This window comes from Oricola sp., from assembly GCF_965230365.1.
Taxonomy (GTDB): Bacteria; Pseudomonadota; Alphaproteobacteria; order Rhizobiales; family Rhizobiaceae; genus Oricola.
Map to the genome: position 1 here is coordinate 2,915,223 of NZ_OZ246003.1, position 12,689 is coordinate 2,927,911.

Consider the following 12,689-nt stretch of genomic DNA (forward strand, 5'->3'; position numbering starts at 1 on the left):
CTCATTCGATGCCAGCGGCATCGTCCCGGCTCCGTTTTGCCGGAGTCGTGAATTTGCGCTTACTGTCGGTGAGCACGAACATCGCGATGTCGCGTACGGCCGAACTCTCACCGCTGTCCTCGGCAAGCTTTGCTGCATTCTCGCGCAAAGACACGCCATTGTCGGCAAACAGCTTTTTGAATCCGTGTCGCAATGCGTTGATGTCGTCCCTGGCCATGCCGGAGCGTTTCATTCCGACCAGATTGAGTCCCGCCAGATGCGCCCTGTTTCCCATCACCAGCCCGAAAGGAATGACATCGTGCTCGACACCGGCCATGCCACCGATAAACGCGTGGTGGCCGATGTGACAGAACTGGTGGATCGCCGCACCACCACCAACGATCACGCGATCGTCGATTCGGGTGTGCCCGCCGATCATGACGTTGTTGGCAAAGGTGACATGGTCGCCAATGATGCAATCATGCGCCACATGCGAATAGGCCAGAAACATGCAGTTCTCGCCAACCACGGTTTCGCCAAGCGCATTGCCCGTGCCCAGATGCATCGTTACGCCTTCGCGGATCACCGTGTTCTTGCCGACCCGCAAGGTGGTCCGCTCGCCCTTATAGGCTAGGTTTTGGGGTTCACCGCCCAACACGGCATGCGGAAACACACGCACATTGTCTTCAAGCGTCGTATCGCCGGTCACGACACAGTGGCTCATCAACTCGACATTCGCGCCAAGCTTCACATTCGGTCCGACATGACAAAACGGCCCAACGATGACGCCAGCCCCGAACTCGGCTCCGGTCTCGACAAGAGCCGTCGGATGAACGTGAATTCCGGTTGCAGGATGCGCCAATGTCATTTCTTGGCACCCTCCGCCGACAACATCGCTGACAGTTCGGCTTCGGCGACCTTCTCGTCCCCGACTTTCGCGACACAGGCATACCGGCAAATCATGCCGCGTTTTTTCATCAGCGTCACATGATACTCCAGTACGTCGCCGGGTACGACGGGCCGGCGGAATTTGGCGTTGTCGATGGTCATAAAATAGACGATGGCCGGCGTTTCCATTCCGGCATTGTGTATACCGATGGCACCCGCCGTCTGGGCCATGCCTTCGATCATCAGCACGCCTGGCATGATCGGTTGCCCGGGAAAGTGTCCTTGGAACTGCGGCTCGTTTGCGGTGACATTCTTGATGCCGATGGCGGACCGGTCGCCGTCGATCTCGACAATCCTATCGATCAGCAGAAACGGATAGCGATGCGGCAGAAGTTTGAGAATCTCGACAAGTTCGAGGGCTTCCAGTGTGGTATCCGAGGTTTCGCTAACGGTCATTGACCCGCCTGTTCTTGATGTTAGCTGCGCTTCTTATCGGCGCGCACAAGTTTTCGCAATGCCGCCATCTCGCGAAAGAATTCCTTGAATGGCTGCGCAGGCAACCCGGCCCACCGCTCGCCATCCGGAATATCGTTCATCACACCGCTGCCTGCGGCGATTTGTACGCCGGAGCCGATCTTCAGATGATCCGCGATCCCGACCCGTCCGCCAAACATGCACGCATCGCCCACGGTCACGCTGCCGGATATGCCACCGTGCGCGGCAATCACACAATGCCGGCCGATAACGACGTTGTGCGCGATCTGCACCAGGTTGTCGATCTTTGTGCCTTCGCCGATGACGGTATCGTCGAGCGCGCCACGGTCGATGGTCGATCCGGCCCCGATTTCGACCCGATCCTGGATGATGACCCGCCCGATCTGCGGGATCTTCTCCAGTCCGGATGGGCCCGGCAGGAAACCGAAGCCATCCGAACCGATCACGACACCGGAAAACACGATCACTTCATTGCCGATCAGCGAGTATTGGATGCTGGCATTCGCACCGATCCGGCAGCCACGCCCGATCTGGCAGTGATCGGCTATGACTGCATTGGCGCCGACGCGCGTTTCGCGGCCGATGGATGCGTGATCGCCGACTGCGGCACCCGCCTCGATGATGGCGCCGGTCTCGACCACTGCCAGGCGGGACACGAACGCGCCGTCGAACTGCGGATCGTAACCATCGGACGCCGAAACGCTGGCTGGCCCAAGACTGTCAGGATAAAGACGCCGTGCAACCGCGGCGAACACCCGATGGGGATTGTCGACGACAATCTTCGCCGGCGCTTCCGGCAGGTTTTCAACATCGCCGTCAGAGCAGAGGATTGCCGCAACTCCGCCCAGACGGGACGCGTCATCGAGTTTTGCCTTAGGCTGAATGAAAACGAGAGAACCCGCTTGTGCTGAATGCAGCGACGACAGGCACTCGATGCGAGCCTGCGCACTACCGCCGGAAAGCACACCACCAAAATCTGTTGCGATACCGGCAGGCGTCAGATCGGCCCGGGCTTCAAGAAATCCCACTGCTGAAACCTTCACGCCAATAAAGGCCCGACACGCGGCCGGGCCGCAGGATCAGAACGCGGTCGAGACCGTGAAGTTGAACCGCTGTTCCTCGTCCGAGTCTTCTTTAGCGAACGGTATAGCGTAATCGAAGCGGATCGGAGCGAACGGCGAATGCCAGATCAAGCTGACACCGGCAGATGCGCGCCATGCCATATCGGTGTTGACGGCATCGACATTGTCATGCCCGAACAGCGTTGCTGTATCAGCAAACACCGCGCCTTTGAGGCCAAGATCCTCGGGCAACGCCGGAAGCGGGAATTGCGCTTCGGCAGACGCATGGAAGTACGTCTTGCCACCGATCTGTTCGCCTATACCTGTTCCCAAACCCTGTGTCGGGCCAATGCCGTTTTGAGCAAACCCGCGAATCTGGCTCGGTCCGATCCGGAAATGGTCAACTGTGCGCACATCCTGACCGAGACCGGTGATATGACCGCCGCCGACGCGAACGCTGCCGACCAGATCAGCTTCGTCGGACAATGTCTTGTAGTAGCGACCCGAAAAGGTCGAGGAAAGATGCTTTGCATCGCCGCCCAGACCCGCAACTTCCTGCTGGCCACGCAGATAAACACCGGAATGCGGATCCTGGGTATCGTCAATCGAATTGAACGTCACACCATAGACCACGGCCGACTTCGTCCAGCTTGAACTCCCACTCGGGCCAACCTCGTCCTGAATCGCCTGCGGCGCCGTCGCTGCATTGGTGATATCCGTCTCTTCAACCGAGAACTGATAGGACACGTTCGCGGACAGCTCCTCGGTGATCGGCAAGCCGATGCCCACCGAGCCGCCGGTCGTCGCAACATCATAACCGGTATAGTCGGTCGTTCGACGGTAACCTCTCGTGGTCACTGCCAATCGATAACCGAGGAAATACGGCTCGGTGAAACTGATATTGAAGGTACGGCTGTCCTGGCTACCGCCTGCACCGACACGCAGCGCCTGGCCCCGGCCGAGGAAGTTCCGCTCCGAGATGCTGGCCTCAAACGTCACGCCGCCCGAACCGGTCGTGTCTGTCGTATAACCGGCACCGATACCGAACTCACCAGTCGACTTGTCCACAGCATTGACGACGATGACAACCCGGTCCGGTGCGGAGCCGGGACGCGTCGTGATGTTGACCGTCTCGAAGAAGTCGAGCGCTTCAAGCCGCTTCTGCGCACGGCGCAGCATGATCTGGTTGAATGCATCGCCTTCGGCCAGATCGAACTCGCGCCGGATGATGTAGTCGCGTGAACGCGTATTGCCGACAATCTCGATTCGCTCGATAAACGCCCGCTGGCCCTGGTCGACAACGAAACGCACGTCGATCGATCCGGTAGCGAAATTGCGGTCACCAATCGGTGTCACTTCCGCAAAGGGGAACCCGGCCTCGGCAAGCCGTTCCGACATTGCGATCAGGCTCTTCTCGACATCCTTCGCGCTGTAAGTCGCGCCGGTGCGCACCGCAACTGTCGAACGCAGGTCTTCGGCGCTCACGCCCGAAATCGTGCTGTCGATTTCGATATTGCCGAACGCGTAGCGCTCGCCCTCGTCGATCGTGATCGAAATGACGACATTGCCGGTGTTCGGATCGATGGAGCCTTCGGAAGACAGGATCCGGAAATCCGCATAACCGTGATTGAAATAGAAGCGGCGCAAACGTTCTTCGTCGGCGGCCAGCCGTTGATCGTCATAGATATCGTTGCGCGTCAGCCAGGAAAGCGGATTGGACCGCTTCGTCGAAAGCACGCTGTAGAGGCGCCGGTCGCTGAACGCATTGTTACCAACGATGTTGATCTCGGCGATTTTGGAACGGCCGCCTTCCTGGATCTGGAACACCACATTTACGCGGCCCTCACCCAGATCAACCACCTCAGTGCTGACCGTGACGTCGTTACGCCCGATGCGGCTGTAGGATTCGATAATCGCTTCGACATCGCCGTCGAGCGTCGCCTGATCGAAGGCACCGCGAGGCTGCGATTCGACCACCGCCTTCAGACGATCGTCTTTCTGCTTGCGATTGCCGCGGAAGACCACCTGGTTGATGATCGAGTTTTCCCACACCTGGACGACGAGCGTCGATCCGGACACGGTGACGCGTGCATTGGAGAACATGCCGGTCGCAAATAGGCGCTTGACCGCCTCGTCGCGATCCCCATCGGTGAAGTTTCGGCCGGCCTCATAGTCGATGATATCGGCGATGGTCGCCGACGTCATACGCGTGTTTCCCGATACCGAGATAGAGCGAACAACAGCCGCTTCAGCAACCGAAATAGCTACAATCGAAACGGCAGCGGCACCCCCGATGGCGGGCGCTAGCGCCAGGGCCGCCGCAGAAACAGAACTTAGAAAATAACGCACCGGCTTCATTGGGCTCGTTCCCCTGTTCCCGCGTCCGTCCCCCAAACCGGGTATCGACAATAAACCATTGATTTAACCGTATTACAGTCTTTGTTTTCATGCGCAAGGGCTGTTGTGAAAAACTTCCAAGAAGCTGCCGAGCGTGGCAAAATCGTCACGGCTTGCACACATGCCGGAAGGAAAATGCGGCCGAAAACGTGCCCTAACTGCGGTCAAACAGCATTGTAATATCGTTCCAGGTCGCAAACACCATCAGTCCGACGATCAGCACCACGCCGATTCCATAGCCAAACTCCTGCATCTTTTCAGGAACGGGCCGCCCCCGGATCGCCTCGAACAGGTAAAACAACAGGTGTCCCCCGTCCAGGACCGGAACCGGAAGCAGATTCAACAGGCCGATTGAAACGGAAAGAATCGCGGCAAGGTTCAACAGCGCGACGATGCCAAGCGTCGCCACCTGTCCGGACACCTGCGCCACACGAATCGGGCCGCCGATCTGGTTGGCGTTTTCGCGCCCGGTAACAACCCCGCCGATATAGCTGCCCGTACGCTGCACGACGAACCAGGTCTCGGCCGTCGCCAGCACAAGGGATTCGCCGATCCCGTATCGCTCGATACGATAACCGCCGGTGGCCCGGTCGTTGATCACGCCGATGACACCCTGTTCGATCTTGTTGCCGAATCGGTCCTCGATTTCCAACCGCTCGGGCACCAGCGTGAACCGCTCCAACGCCCCGCCGCGATCGACTTCGACATCAATGGGCACACCCGCCCGCACCGACACGTAGCGCTGGATATCGCTGAACTGGGTGATCGCGTTGCCGTCGAGGCTGACGATCCGGTCGCCCGGCAACAGTCCGGCCGCCTCGGCGGCGCCGCCGGGGCGAAGATCGGAGACCACCGGGTCCGCAATACCCCGTCCGAAGGCCGAGAAAATCATCGCAAACAGCACGATGGCGAGGAGGAAGTTGGCAGCCGGACCAGCAAACACCGTAGCAGCACGGCGGCCAACCGACTTGTGATGAAACGCCACCGCCCGTTTTTCTTCGCTCAAATCGTCATCGGCGTGCCGGTCGGGCACCGAGGCGACATTCATGTCGCCGACGAAACGAACGTAACCGCCGAGCGGTATGGCCGAAAGCCGCCAACGCGTTCCGCGCCGGTCGGTAAAGCCGATGATTTCCGGACCGAACCCGACCGAAAAGACCTCGGCGCCGATCCCGCACCAGCGCCCGACGAGGTAGTGGCCGAGTTCATGGATGAAAACCACGATCAAAAGCACGAACAGGAACGGCACGAGTACGCCGAACAGGAAGCCGTTGGCCGCAAACAATCCGGTCAGGAAATCCAGCATGGGCAATCACCGTGGTTAAGCATGTTTCAGTTCGTCTAGAATTCAGGCGGCAACAAGGCCGGAGATGTCCGCATCTGTCAGCGAAAAAAAGCCGACGCCGGATCGGCTATGCCAGCCCACGCGACGCCAAGCAACCATAGAGCCAAGGCCGCGAACACCAATCCGTCAACGCGATCCATCACGCCGCCATGCCCCGGAAGGATACGGCTGGAATCTTTCAATCCGTGTCGGCGCTTGATCCAGGATTCGAAAAAGTCACCCGCTTGCGAAACGACCGACAGTGTCGCCGCCAACGCGGCCGCCACGCCATAATTCTGCAAGCCGGCGAAATAGAACACGACAATGCCGGCCACCACAGCCGACGTCGCGCCACCGACAGAGCCGGCCCAGGTCTTGTTTGGCGAAATTGGGCGCGCGATCTTCGGCCCGCCAATTGCGCGACCCGCGAAGTAGGCGCCGATATCGGTCGCCCAGACCGTCGCATAAAGGAACAGGATCGCCGTTAAGCCGGACCACGGTGCAGGTGAGTTTCTCAGGCATATCAATGCGATGACCGTCCCGCCGGCATACACCAGCCCAGCCGACGGCCAGCGCAACGAAGAGATCGATCGCACGGTGATGACCGCTGCCGCAAGAAGCGCAGCACCGCCCAGGACCAGTTGCTCGTCCGAAGAAAACAGGGAGAGAACGAAGATCGCACCGAGCAACACATAGCCCAGCAGCCGCAGCCGGTCGTCGCTGTTCGGGCAGGTGATGTCCATCCACTCGCTCCAAACGACCATGGCAACCGCCGCTGCAAACACCGAGAACATCCAGCCACCGGCAAGCGTCGCGCCGAGCACCAGCACAGCCAGGACGATCCCCGTGATCGCCCGTATCTGCAGATCGTTCATAGCGCGATGTCTTTGGCCGCGGTTACGCCGCCGAACCGGCGCGTCCGAGAGGCATATTCGTCCAGAGCGGTGCGTAACCACTGACTGTCGAAATCCGGCCACATGCATGGAAGAAAAACGAACTCCGCATAGGCGGCCTGCCACAACAGGAAGTTGGAAAGACGCATTTCACCGCTGGTCCGAATGACCAGATCCGGATCCGGCGTCTCCGCCGTGTCGAGTTGCGCGGAAATATCCGCCTCCGTAATCGGCGCTGCCTGCGCACCGGCCGCGACTTGCCTTTCCACCAGTCGGCCCACGGCGCGAGTGATCTCGTCGCGCGAGCCGTAGTTGAAGGCAATGTTCAGTTTCAGACCCGTGTTCTCGCGCGACCGGCTCTCTGCCGTCTCGATCAGCCCAAGGATATCCTGCGACAGGCCGCTACGGTCTCCGATGACGCGAATATGGACATTGTTGGCGCAAAGTTCGGCCAGATCGCGGGTGACGAAGAATTTCATCAGCCCCATAAGATCACGGACTTCGTCAGCAGGACGCGACCAGTTCTCCGAAGAGAACGCGTATACCGTCAGATACCGAATCCCGGCCTCGCCGGCGGCACGAACCGCGCGGCGAACCGCCTCTACGCCCGCCTTGTGCCCATATGACCGAGGCATACCGCGTGACGCCGCCCACCGGCCGTTGCCGTCCATGATGATCCCGACATGGCGCGGAATACAGTCCTCGCGGTTCTCGTCTTCGCCTGCCAATGGCGGCTCTCCGTTGGTGCGGTCGCTGGCCGCCATTCGACCGGCGCCCATTACACGTGCATGATTTCCTGTTCCTTGTCCGCGAGAAGCGCGTCGATCTGCGAGATCGTCTCGTCGGTCAGTTTCTGCACATCATCGGATTTGGAGCGGCTGTCGTCCTGGCCCAGTTCGCCGTCCTTTTCCAACCGCTTCAGCGTATCCATTCCATCGCGGCGGACATGCCGGGCCGCAATCCGTGCGTTTTCGGCATATTGGTGGGCAATCTTAGCGAGTTCACGCCGGCGTTCCTCGTTCAGTTCCGGCAGCGGCACGCGCACATTCGTGCCGTCGGTCATCGGATTGAGACCAAGCGTCGAATCGCGGATTGCCTTTTCAACAGCGCCAACCATCGATTTGTCCCAGACCGAAACCGACAGCATGCGCGGCTCGGGCACGGTAATGTTGGCGACTTGATTGATCGGCATTTGAGAACCGTAGGCATCAACCAGGATCGGATCGAGCAGGCTCGGTGAAGCCCGGCCCGTGCGCAAGCCTGCCAAGTCGCCCTGGAATGCGTGGATCGCACCGTCCATGCGGCGCCTCAGGTCGGCGAAGTCGAATTGCTGGCTCATTGTTCTTGTTTCCTTTCGCAGCCCGTTTACGCCTGCTTTTCGGTCACGAGCGTCGATCTTCCAGCACCTTTCAGGATTTGCTGGAAGCCGCCCCGCTCGTGAATCGAGAAGACAACAATGGGTATTTGATTCTCCCGCGTCAACGCTACGGCAGCGACGTCCATTATCGACAGGCCGCGCGCGATCACTTCGTCATGGGTCAGCCGGTCAAAGCGAACCGCATCCGCGTCCGTCATCGGATCGGCAGAGTAGATGCCGTCGACCTGCGTTCCCTTGAACAGCGCATCGGCGCCGATCTCGGCGGCCCGCAGCGCGGCTGCCGAGTCGGTCGTGAAGTATGGATTTCCCGTCCCGCCCGCACAGATGACAACCCGGCCCTGTTCGATGTTCCACATCGCCTTTCGTTGCGAAAAGCTTTCGCACAACTGCGGCATGGCGATGGCGGAAAGAACGACGGCGTCGACACCCTTCTTGACGAGCGACGTGCGCAAAGCCAACGAATTGATGACGGTTGCCAGCATGCCCATGTGGTCGCCGGTCACACGGTCACCGCCCTTCGAGGCAACCGCGACGCCGCGGAAGATATTGCCTCCGCCAATCACCACAGCGACTTGGACGCCCATGTCGACGGCATCCTTGATGTCGCCGGCGATCCGGTCGGCCACCTCGACATCGATACCGAAGCCCTGATTGCCCATCAGGGCTTCACCGGAGACTTTGAGCAGAACGCGTTTGAAGGTCGGATATACGGACATGCAGATGTGACCGATGCAGAGGAATTTGAGACCGGATACATGACGGGCACCGCGTTGTCACGCGGTGCCCGACTTGTCGAACAATAAATCCTGAAGTTGACGCAGCGGTACGTCAGCCTTTCGCCGCGGCAGCAACCTCGGCGGCGAAATCCGACTCTTCCTTTTCGATCCCTTCGCCAAGTGCGAAGCGGACGAAAGCACCAATCTTGGCAGGCGCGCCGATATCCTTCTCGGCTTCTGCCAGCGCCTTTTCCACGGTCAGATCCGGATTGATCACGAAGGCCTGCTTCACCAGGCAGACTTCCTCATAGAACTTGCGCAACCGGCCTTCGACCATCTTCTCGATGATGTTGTCCGGCTTGCCGGAAGCTCGCGCCTGATCGGAGAAGATCGAACGCTCACGTTCCACGGCGGCCGCGTCGAGATCGTCGACATCCAGCGCCATCGGGTTCGTGGCCGCAACATGCATGGCGATCTGGCGGCCGATTGCCCGCGCCGCGTCCTTGTCGCCTTCGGTTTCGATGGAGACCAGGACACCCAGCTTGCCGAGCCCGTCAGCGACAGAGTTGTGAACATAGGTCGCGACAGTGCCATCGAGGCGGGCCGAACGGCGCAGGGTCATGTTCTCGCCAATGGTAGCAACGGCATCGGTGATCGCATCGGCGATCGACTTGTCGACACCGGGATACGCAGCGGCACTAACCGCTTCGACAGTTCCATCGGTACCAAGTGCCACGGACGCCACGTTGCGAACGAGATCCTGAAACGCGTCGTTACGCGCGACAAAATCGGTCTCTGCGTTGACTTCCACAACAACCGCGCCGCTTTCGTTGGCGGCAACGCCGACCAGACCCTCGGCCGCGGTACGGCCCGACTTCTTGTCGGCCTTGGCGATACCCTTCTTGCGCAGCCAGTCGACCGCAGCCTCCAAGTCGCCGCCCGTTTCGGTCAGCGCGGTTTTGCAGTCCATCATGCCCGCGCCGGTCATGTCGCGGAGTTGTTTTACGAGAGATGCGGAAATGCTCATCGGTTAGCCTCATTCATATACGGCATGGCCGGACCGGCCGGTCCGGCAAAATTGCGCGCGGGGCAATCAGCATGCCCTGCGCCGATTCATGTAACGGTATGATGACCGCGCGGCTGGTTTGCGCCACACAGCCCCAATCGGTCAGGCTTGTGCGCCCGCTTCTTCGGCTGCGCCCGCTTCCGGAGCCGCTTCGGCTGCTTCGGCGAGAACTTCCTCGACCGGACCTTCCTCGGACGCGCCGATATCGACACCGGCCGCGCCCTGCTGGCGGGCGATACCGTCGATTGCGGCGCGAGAGATGAGATCGCAATAGAGCGCAATTGCACGAGCGGCGTCGTCGTTGCCGGGGATCGGGTAGTCGACCACATCCGGATCGCAGTTGCTGTCTACGATGGCGACGACCGGGATACCCAGACGCTTGGCTTCCTGGATCGCAATCGATTCCTTGTTGGTGTCGATCACGACCATCAGGTCGGGCGTGCCGCCCATGTCCTTGATGCCACCCAGCGCGCGGTCGAGTTTCTCGCGCTCGCGATCCAGGTTCAGGCGTTCCTTCTTGGTGAAGCCCTGCGCCTCAGCGGAAAGGATCTCGTCGACCTTGCGAAGCCGCTGAATCGAGTTGGAGATCGTCTTCCAGTTGGTCAGCATGCCGCCGAGCCAGCGCGCATTGACGTAATACTGGGCCGAACGGCCAGCAGCGTCGGCGACGATTTCCGAAGCCTGGCGCTTGGTGCCGACAAACAGCACACGGCCGCCGCCGGCGACGGTGTCGGAGACGACTTTCAGCGCCTGGTGCAGCAGCGGCACCGTTTGCGACAGGTCGATGATGTGAATGTTGTTGCGCGCACCGAAGATGTAGCGCGACATTTTCGGATTCCAGCGGTGTGTCTGGTGTCCGAAGTGAACGCCAGCTTCCAGGAGCTGGCGCATGCTGAATTCAGGCAAGGCCATTTCGTTTTCCTTTCCGGTTGAACCTCCACGAAGCGAAAAGCGGTTTCCCGCCACCGGTGGTCCGCGCGGATTTCTCCCGCGACAAACCAAACTTCGTGTGTGGAATGCGCGCGCGATAACGCATCGCGACGCCTAATGCAAGTGCGCCGCGGCAATCGCTGTCGTAACGGGCTTCGCCTTACTGGCAGTCTTCCAACGGGAACAGCTCCAGCGTCGCCAGTTCTCCGGTCAGGCTGAAATCGCCGTAATCCATGACGAGATCCCGGGTCACGCCGTTCCGGTACAGCTTGAACGAGATCGCGTATTCCGGAAGCATCTCGCCATCCGTCTCGCTGCTTTCATCGAAGTATGAAATCGACACATTGCGGAACGGATTGTCGCGCAAGGGCCCGGCGTTTTCCGCGTCACCGTCGGTGCCCGTCTTTTCCGGTCCGAGCACGACTGTCGTCGTCATGGTCTTGTCGCCATCGTCGGATCCGTCGAAAATCCGCTTCTCATAGACGGTTTCGCCAGCATCGGCACGCGCCAGCAGGTCGTTGATATGCGCTGTCGGAAACAGCGCTGTTTCCAGGACCAACTCTGTAGGCTCCGGTTTTCGCAACTCCACGACAAGCGAATCGTCCTCCAGCGAAGCTGAACCCGAAAGCTCGCGATCGAGCCTTTCGTCCACGAAGGTCTTGGTCACGAAGCGGAAGGTTTCACCCTCGCCATCCTCGTATGTCGATGTCTGCTGATCTGTCAGTCGGTCGCCGCTGCTTGAGCGGATGCGCGACACAAAACGATAGTTGGTTGTATATCCGTCGCATCGCGAGCCCTGGAACTCGTACACGATGCGGCCTTTCATCCCGATGATCCCGGAGCGATCGGACGCTTCATCCAGATCGATATCGTAGACGGCGCGATGTGGCGCCAGTTTCTGGGCGGCCGCAGGCTGCGTCGACAATGCAGCGACACAAACAGCCGCGCCCAACACACTGCGCATGAAGATGCGTGTCATATCGTGGTCCTGTTTCTTGCCGCGATTACATTTTTCTCATGGCGGAAGCGAGGCAAAAGTTGCATGACGACCGTCAATCCGATCCACGATCCACAAATATGCATGGGTAATCAGATGACATCGACTATCGAGCAGCGCCTGCGGGAAGCCGGCGTGGAACTGCCTGAAGCGGCCGCACCGGCCGCAAACTACGTTCCTGCGGTCATAACCGGCTCGACCCTCTACACATCCGGACAGCTGCCACTGCGCGACGGCTCGCTGATCGGTCGCGGCTTGCTGGGGCGCGATCTCGGCGTCGAGGAAGGCCGCGAGGCCGCAAAATGGTGCGCCGTCAACATCCTTGCGCAGGCCAAGACGGCGCTCGACGAGCTTTCGCGCATCGAGCGCATCGTCAAGATCTCGGTTTTTGTCGCATCCGCGCCCGATTTCACCGAACAGCACCTCGTCGCAAACGGCGCGTCCGATTTCCTGGTCGACATACTCGGCGATGCGGGCCGCCACGCCCGCGCTGCGGTTGGCATGGCGTCATTGCCGCTCAATGCACCGGTGGAAATCGAGGCCGTTATTCAGATCAAGGACTGAC

General features: G+C 60.1%; 13 protein-coding genes. 1 reads left to right on the forward strand and 12 read right to left on the reverse strand.

Annotated elements, in window-relative coordinates; genetic code table 11:
* Nucleotide 1 precedes the first annotated feature (1 nt).
* The 12 genes from lpxA to ACO06R_RS14200 form a co-directional block, all read right to left on the reverse strand.
* A complete protein-coding gene (gene lpxA / locus ACO06R_RS14145) occupies nucleotides 2-847 on the reverse strand; it encodes an acyl-ACP--UDP-N-acetylglucosamine O-acyltransferase (RefSeq protein ID WP_421851145.1) in 846 nt (281 codons plus the stop codon).
* Nucleotides 844-1,323: a 3-hydroxyacyl-ACP dehydratase FabZ gene (fabZ, locus tag ACO06R_RS14150; protein ID WP_421851148.1), complete on the reverse strand. Its 480-nt coding sequence runs from the start codon at nucleotides 1,321-1,323 to the stop codon at nucleotides 844-846. The genes lpxA and fabZ overlap by 4 nt, the downstream gene beginning before the upstream one ends.
* Before the next feature lie 20 nt (nucleotides 1,324-1,343).
* A complete protein-coding gene (gene lpxD, locus ACO06R_RS14155) occupies nucleotides 1,344-2,390 on the reverse strand; it encodes a UDP-3-O-(3-hydroxymyristoyl)glucosamine N-acyltransferase (protein WP_421851152.1) in 1,047 nt (348 codons plus the stop codon).
* A gap of 51 nt (nucleotides 2,391-2,441) precedes the next feature.
* Nucleotides 2,442-4,781 (reverse strand): outer membrane protein assembly factor BamA, encoded by a 2,340-nt coding sequence (gene bamA, locus ACO06R_RS14160; protein WP_421851155.1) that lies wholly within the window; start codon nucleotides 4,779-4,781, stop codon nucleotides 2,442-2,444.
* 193 nt (nucleotides 4,782-4,974) lie between these two features.
* The gene (gene rseP, locus ACO06R_RS14165) at nucleotides 4,975-6,126 is read right to left on the reverse strand and encodes an RIP metalloprotease RseP (RefSeq protein WP_421851158.1); all 1,152 of its coding nucleotides are present in this window, start codon (nucleotides 6,124-6,126) and stop codon (nucleotides 4,975-4,977) included.
* 77 nt (nucleotides 6,127-6,203) lie between these two features.
* Entirely contained in the window at nucleotides 6,204-7,019 is an 816-nt protein-coding gene (locus ACO06R_RS14170) for a phosphatidate cytidylyltransferase (protein WP_421851161.1), read from the reverse strand.
* Nucleotides 7,016-7,708 (reverse strand): polyprenyl diphosphate synthase, encoded by a 693-nt coding sequence (gene uppS / locus ACO06R_RS14175; RefSeq protein WP_421859417.1) that lies wholly within the window; start codon nucleotides 7,706-7,708, stop codon nucleotides 7,016-7,018. Before uppS ends, ACO06R_RS14170 begins: the two co-directional genes overlap by 4 nt.
* A 107-nt stretch (nucleotides 7,709-7,815) precedes the next feature.
* The gene (gene frr / locus ACO06R_RS14180) at nucleotides 7,816-8,376 is read right to left on the reverse strand and encodes a ribosome recycling factor (protein ID WP_421851164.1); all 561 of its coding nucleotides are present in this window, start codon (nucleotides 8,374-8,376) and stop codon (nucleotides 7,816-7,818) included.
* A 26-nt stretch (nucleotides 8,377-8,402) separates the two neighbouring features.
* On the reverse strand, nucleotides 8,403-9,131 hold the full coding sequence (pyrH, locus tag ACO06R_RS14185) for a UMP kinase (protein WP_421851167.1): 729 nt from the start codon (nucleotides 9,129-9,131) through the stop codon (nucleotides 8,403-8,405).
* 112 nt (nucleotides 9,132-9,243) lie between these two features.
* Complete coding sequence (tsf, locus tag ACO06R_RS14190; RefSeq protein WP_421851171.1) at nucleotides 9,244-10,158, reverse strand: translation elongation factor Ts; 915 nt, start codon at nucleotides 10,156-10,158, stop codon at nucleotides 9,244-9,246.
* Nucleotides 10,159-10,299: 141 nt separating this feature from the next.
* The gene (rpsB, locus tag ACO06R_RS14195) at nucleotides 10,300-11,109 is read right to left on the reverse strand and encodes a 30S ribosomal protein S2 (RefSeq protein WP_421851175.1); all 810 of its coding nucleotides are present in this window, start codon (nucleotides 11,107-11,109) and stop codon (nucleotides 10,300-10,302) included.
* A 178-nt stretch (nucleotides 11,110-11,287) separates the two neighbouring features.
* Nucleotides 11,288-12,106 carry a cell envelope integrity EipB family protein gene (locus tag ACO06R_RS14200; RefSeq protein WP_421851178.1) on the reverse strand — a complete coding sequence of 273 codons (819 nt, stop codon included), beginning with the start codon at nucleotides 12,104-12,106 and terminating at the stop codon, nucleotides 11,288-11,290.
* Between the two features lie 114 nt (nucleotides 12,107-12,220).
* On the opposite strand from ACO06R_RS14200, the gene ACO06R_RS14205 reads away from it, so the two are divergent.
* Nucleotides 12,221-12,688, forward strand: coding sequence for a RidA family protein (locus ACO06R_RS14205; RefSeq protein WP_421851180.1), 468 nt, complete (start codon nucleotides 12,221-12,223; stop codon nucleotides 12,686-12,688).
* The last annotated feature ends 1 nt before the right edge of the window (nucleotide 12,689 follow it).

What these genes read in the sequence shown, in the direction of transcription:
- lpxA (WP_421851145.1), bottom strand. Translation starts at nt 847, where the DNA reads ATGACATTGGCGCATCCTGCAACCGGAATTCACGTTCATCCGACGGCT.
- fabZ (WP_421851148.1), bottom strand. Translation starts at nt 1,323, where the DNA reads ATGACCGTTAGCGAAACCTCGGATACCACACTGGAAGCCCTCGAACTT.
- bamA (WP_421851155.1), bottom strand. Translation starts at nt 4,781, where the DNA reads ATGAAGCCGGTGCGTTATTTTCTAAGTTCTGTTTCTGCGGCGGCCCTG.
- rseP (WP_421851158.1), bottom strand. Translation starts at nt 6,126, where the DNA reads ATGCTGGATTTCCTGACCGGATTGTTTGCGGCCAACGGCTTCCTGTTC.
- ACO06R_RS14170 (WP_421851161.1), bottom strand. Translation starts at nt 7,019, where the DNA reads ATGAACGATCTGCAGATACGGGCGATCACGGGGATCGTCCTGGCTGTG.
- uppS (WP_421859417.1), bottom strand. Translation starts at nt 7,708, where the DNA reads ATGGACGGCAACGGCCGGTGGGCGGCGTCACGCGGTATGCCTCGGTCA.
- frr (WP_421851164.1), bottom strand. Translation starts at nt 8,376, where the DNA reads ATGAGCCAGCAATTCGACTTCGCCGACCTGAGGCGCCGCATGGACGGT.
- pyrH (WP_421851167.1), bottom strand. Translation starts at nt 9,131, where the DNA reads ATGTCCGTATATCCGACCTTCAAACGCGTTCTGCTCAAAGTCTCCGGT.
- tsf (WP_421851171.1), bottom strand. Translation starts at nt 10,158, where the DNA reads ATGAGCATTTCCGCATCTCTCGTAAAACAACTCCGCGACATGACCGGC.
- rpsB (WP_421851175.1), bottom strand. Translation starts at nt 11,109, where the DNA reads ATGGCCTTGCCTGAATTCAGCATGCGCCAGCTCCTGGAAGCTGGCGTT.
- ACO06R_RS14200 (WP_421851178.1), bottom strand. Translation starts at nt 12,106, where the DNA reads ATGACACGCATCTTCATGCGCAGTGTGTTGGGCGCGGCTGTTTGTGTC.
- ACO06R_RS14205 (WP_421851180.1), top strand. Translation starts at nt 12,221, where the DNA reads ATGACATCGACTATCGAGCAGCGCCTGCGGGAAGCCGGCGTGGAACTG.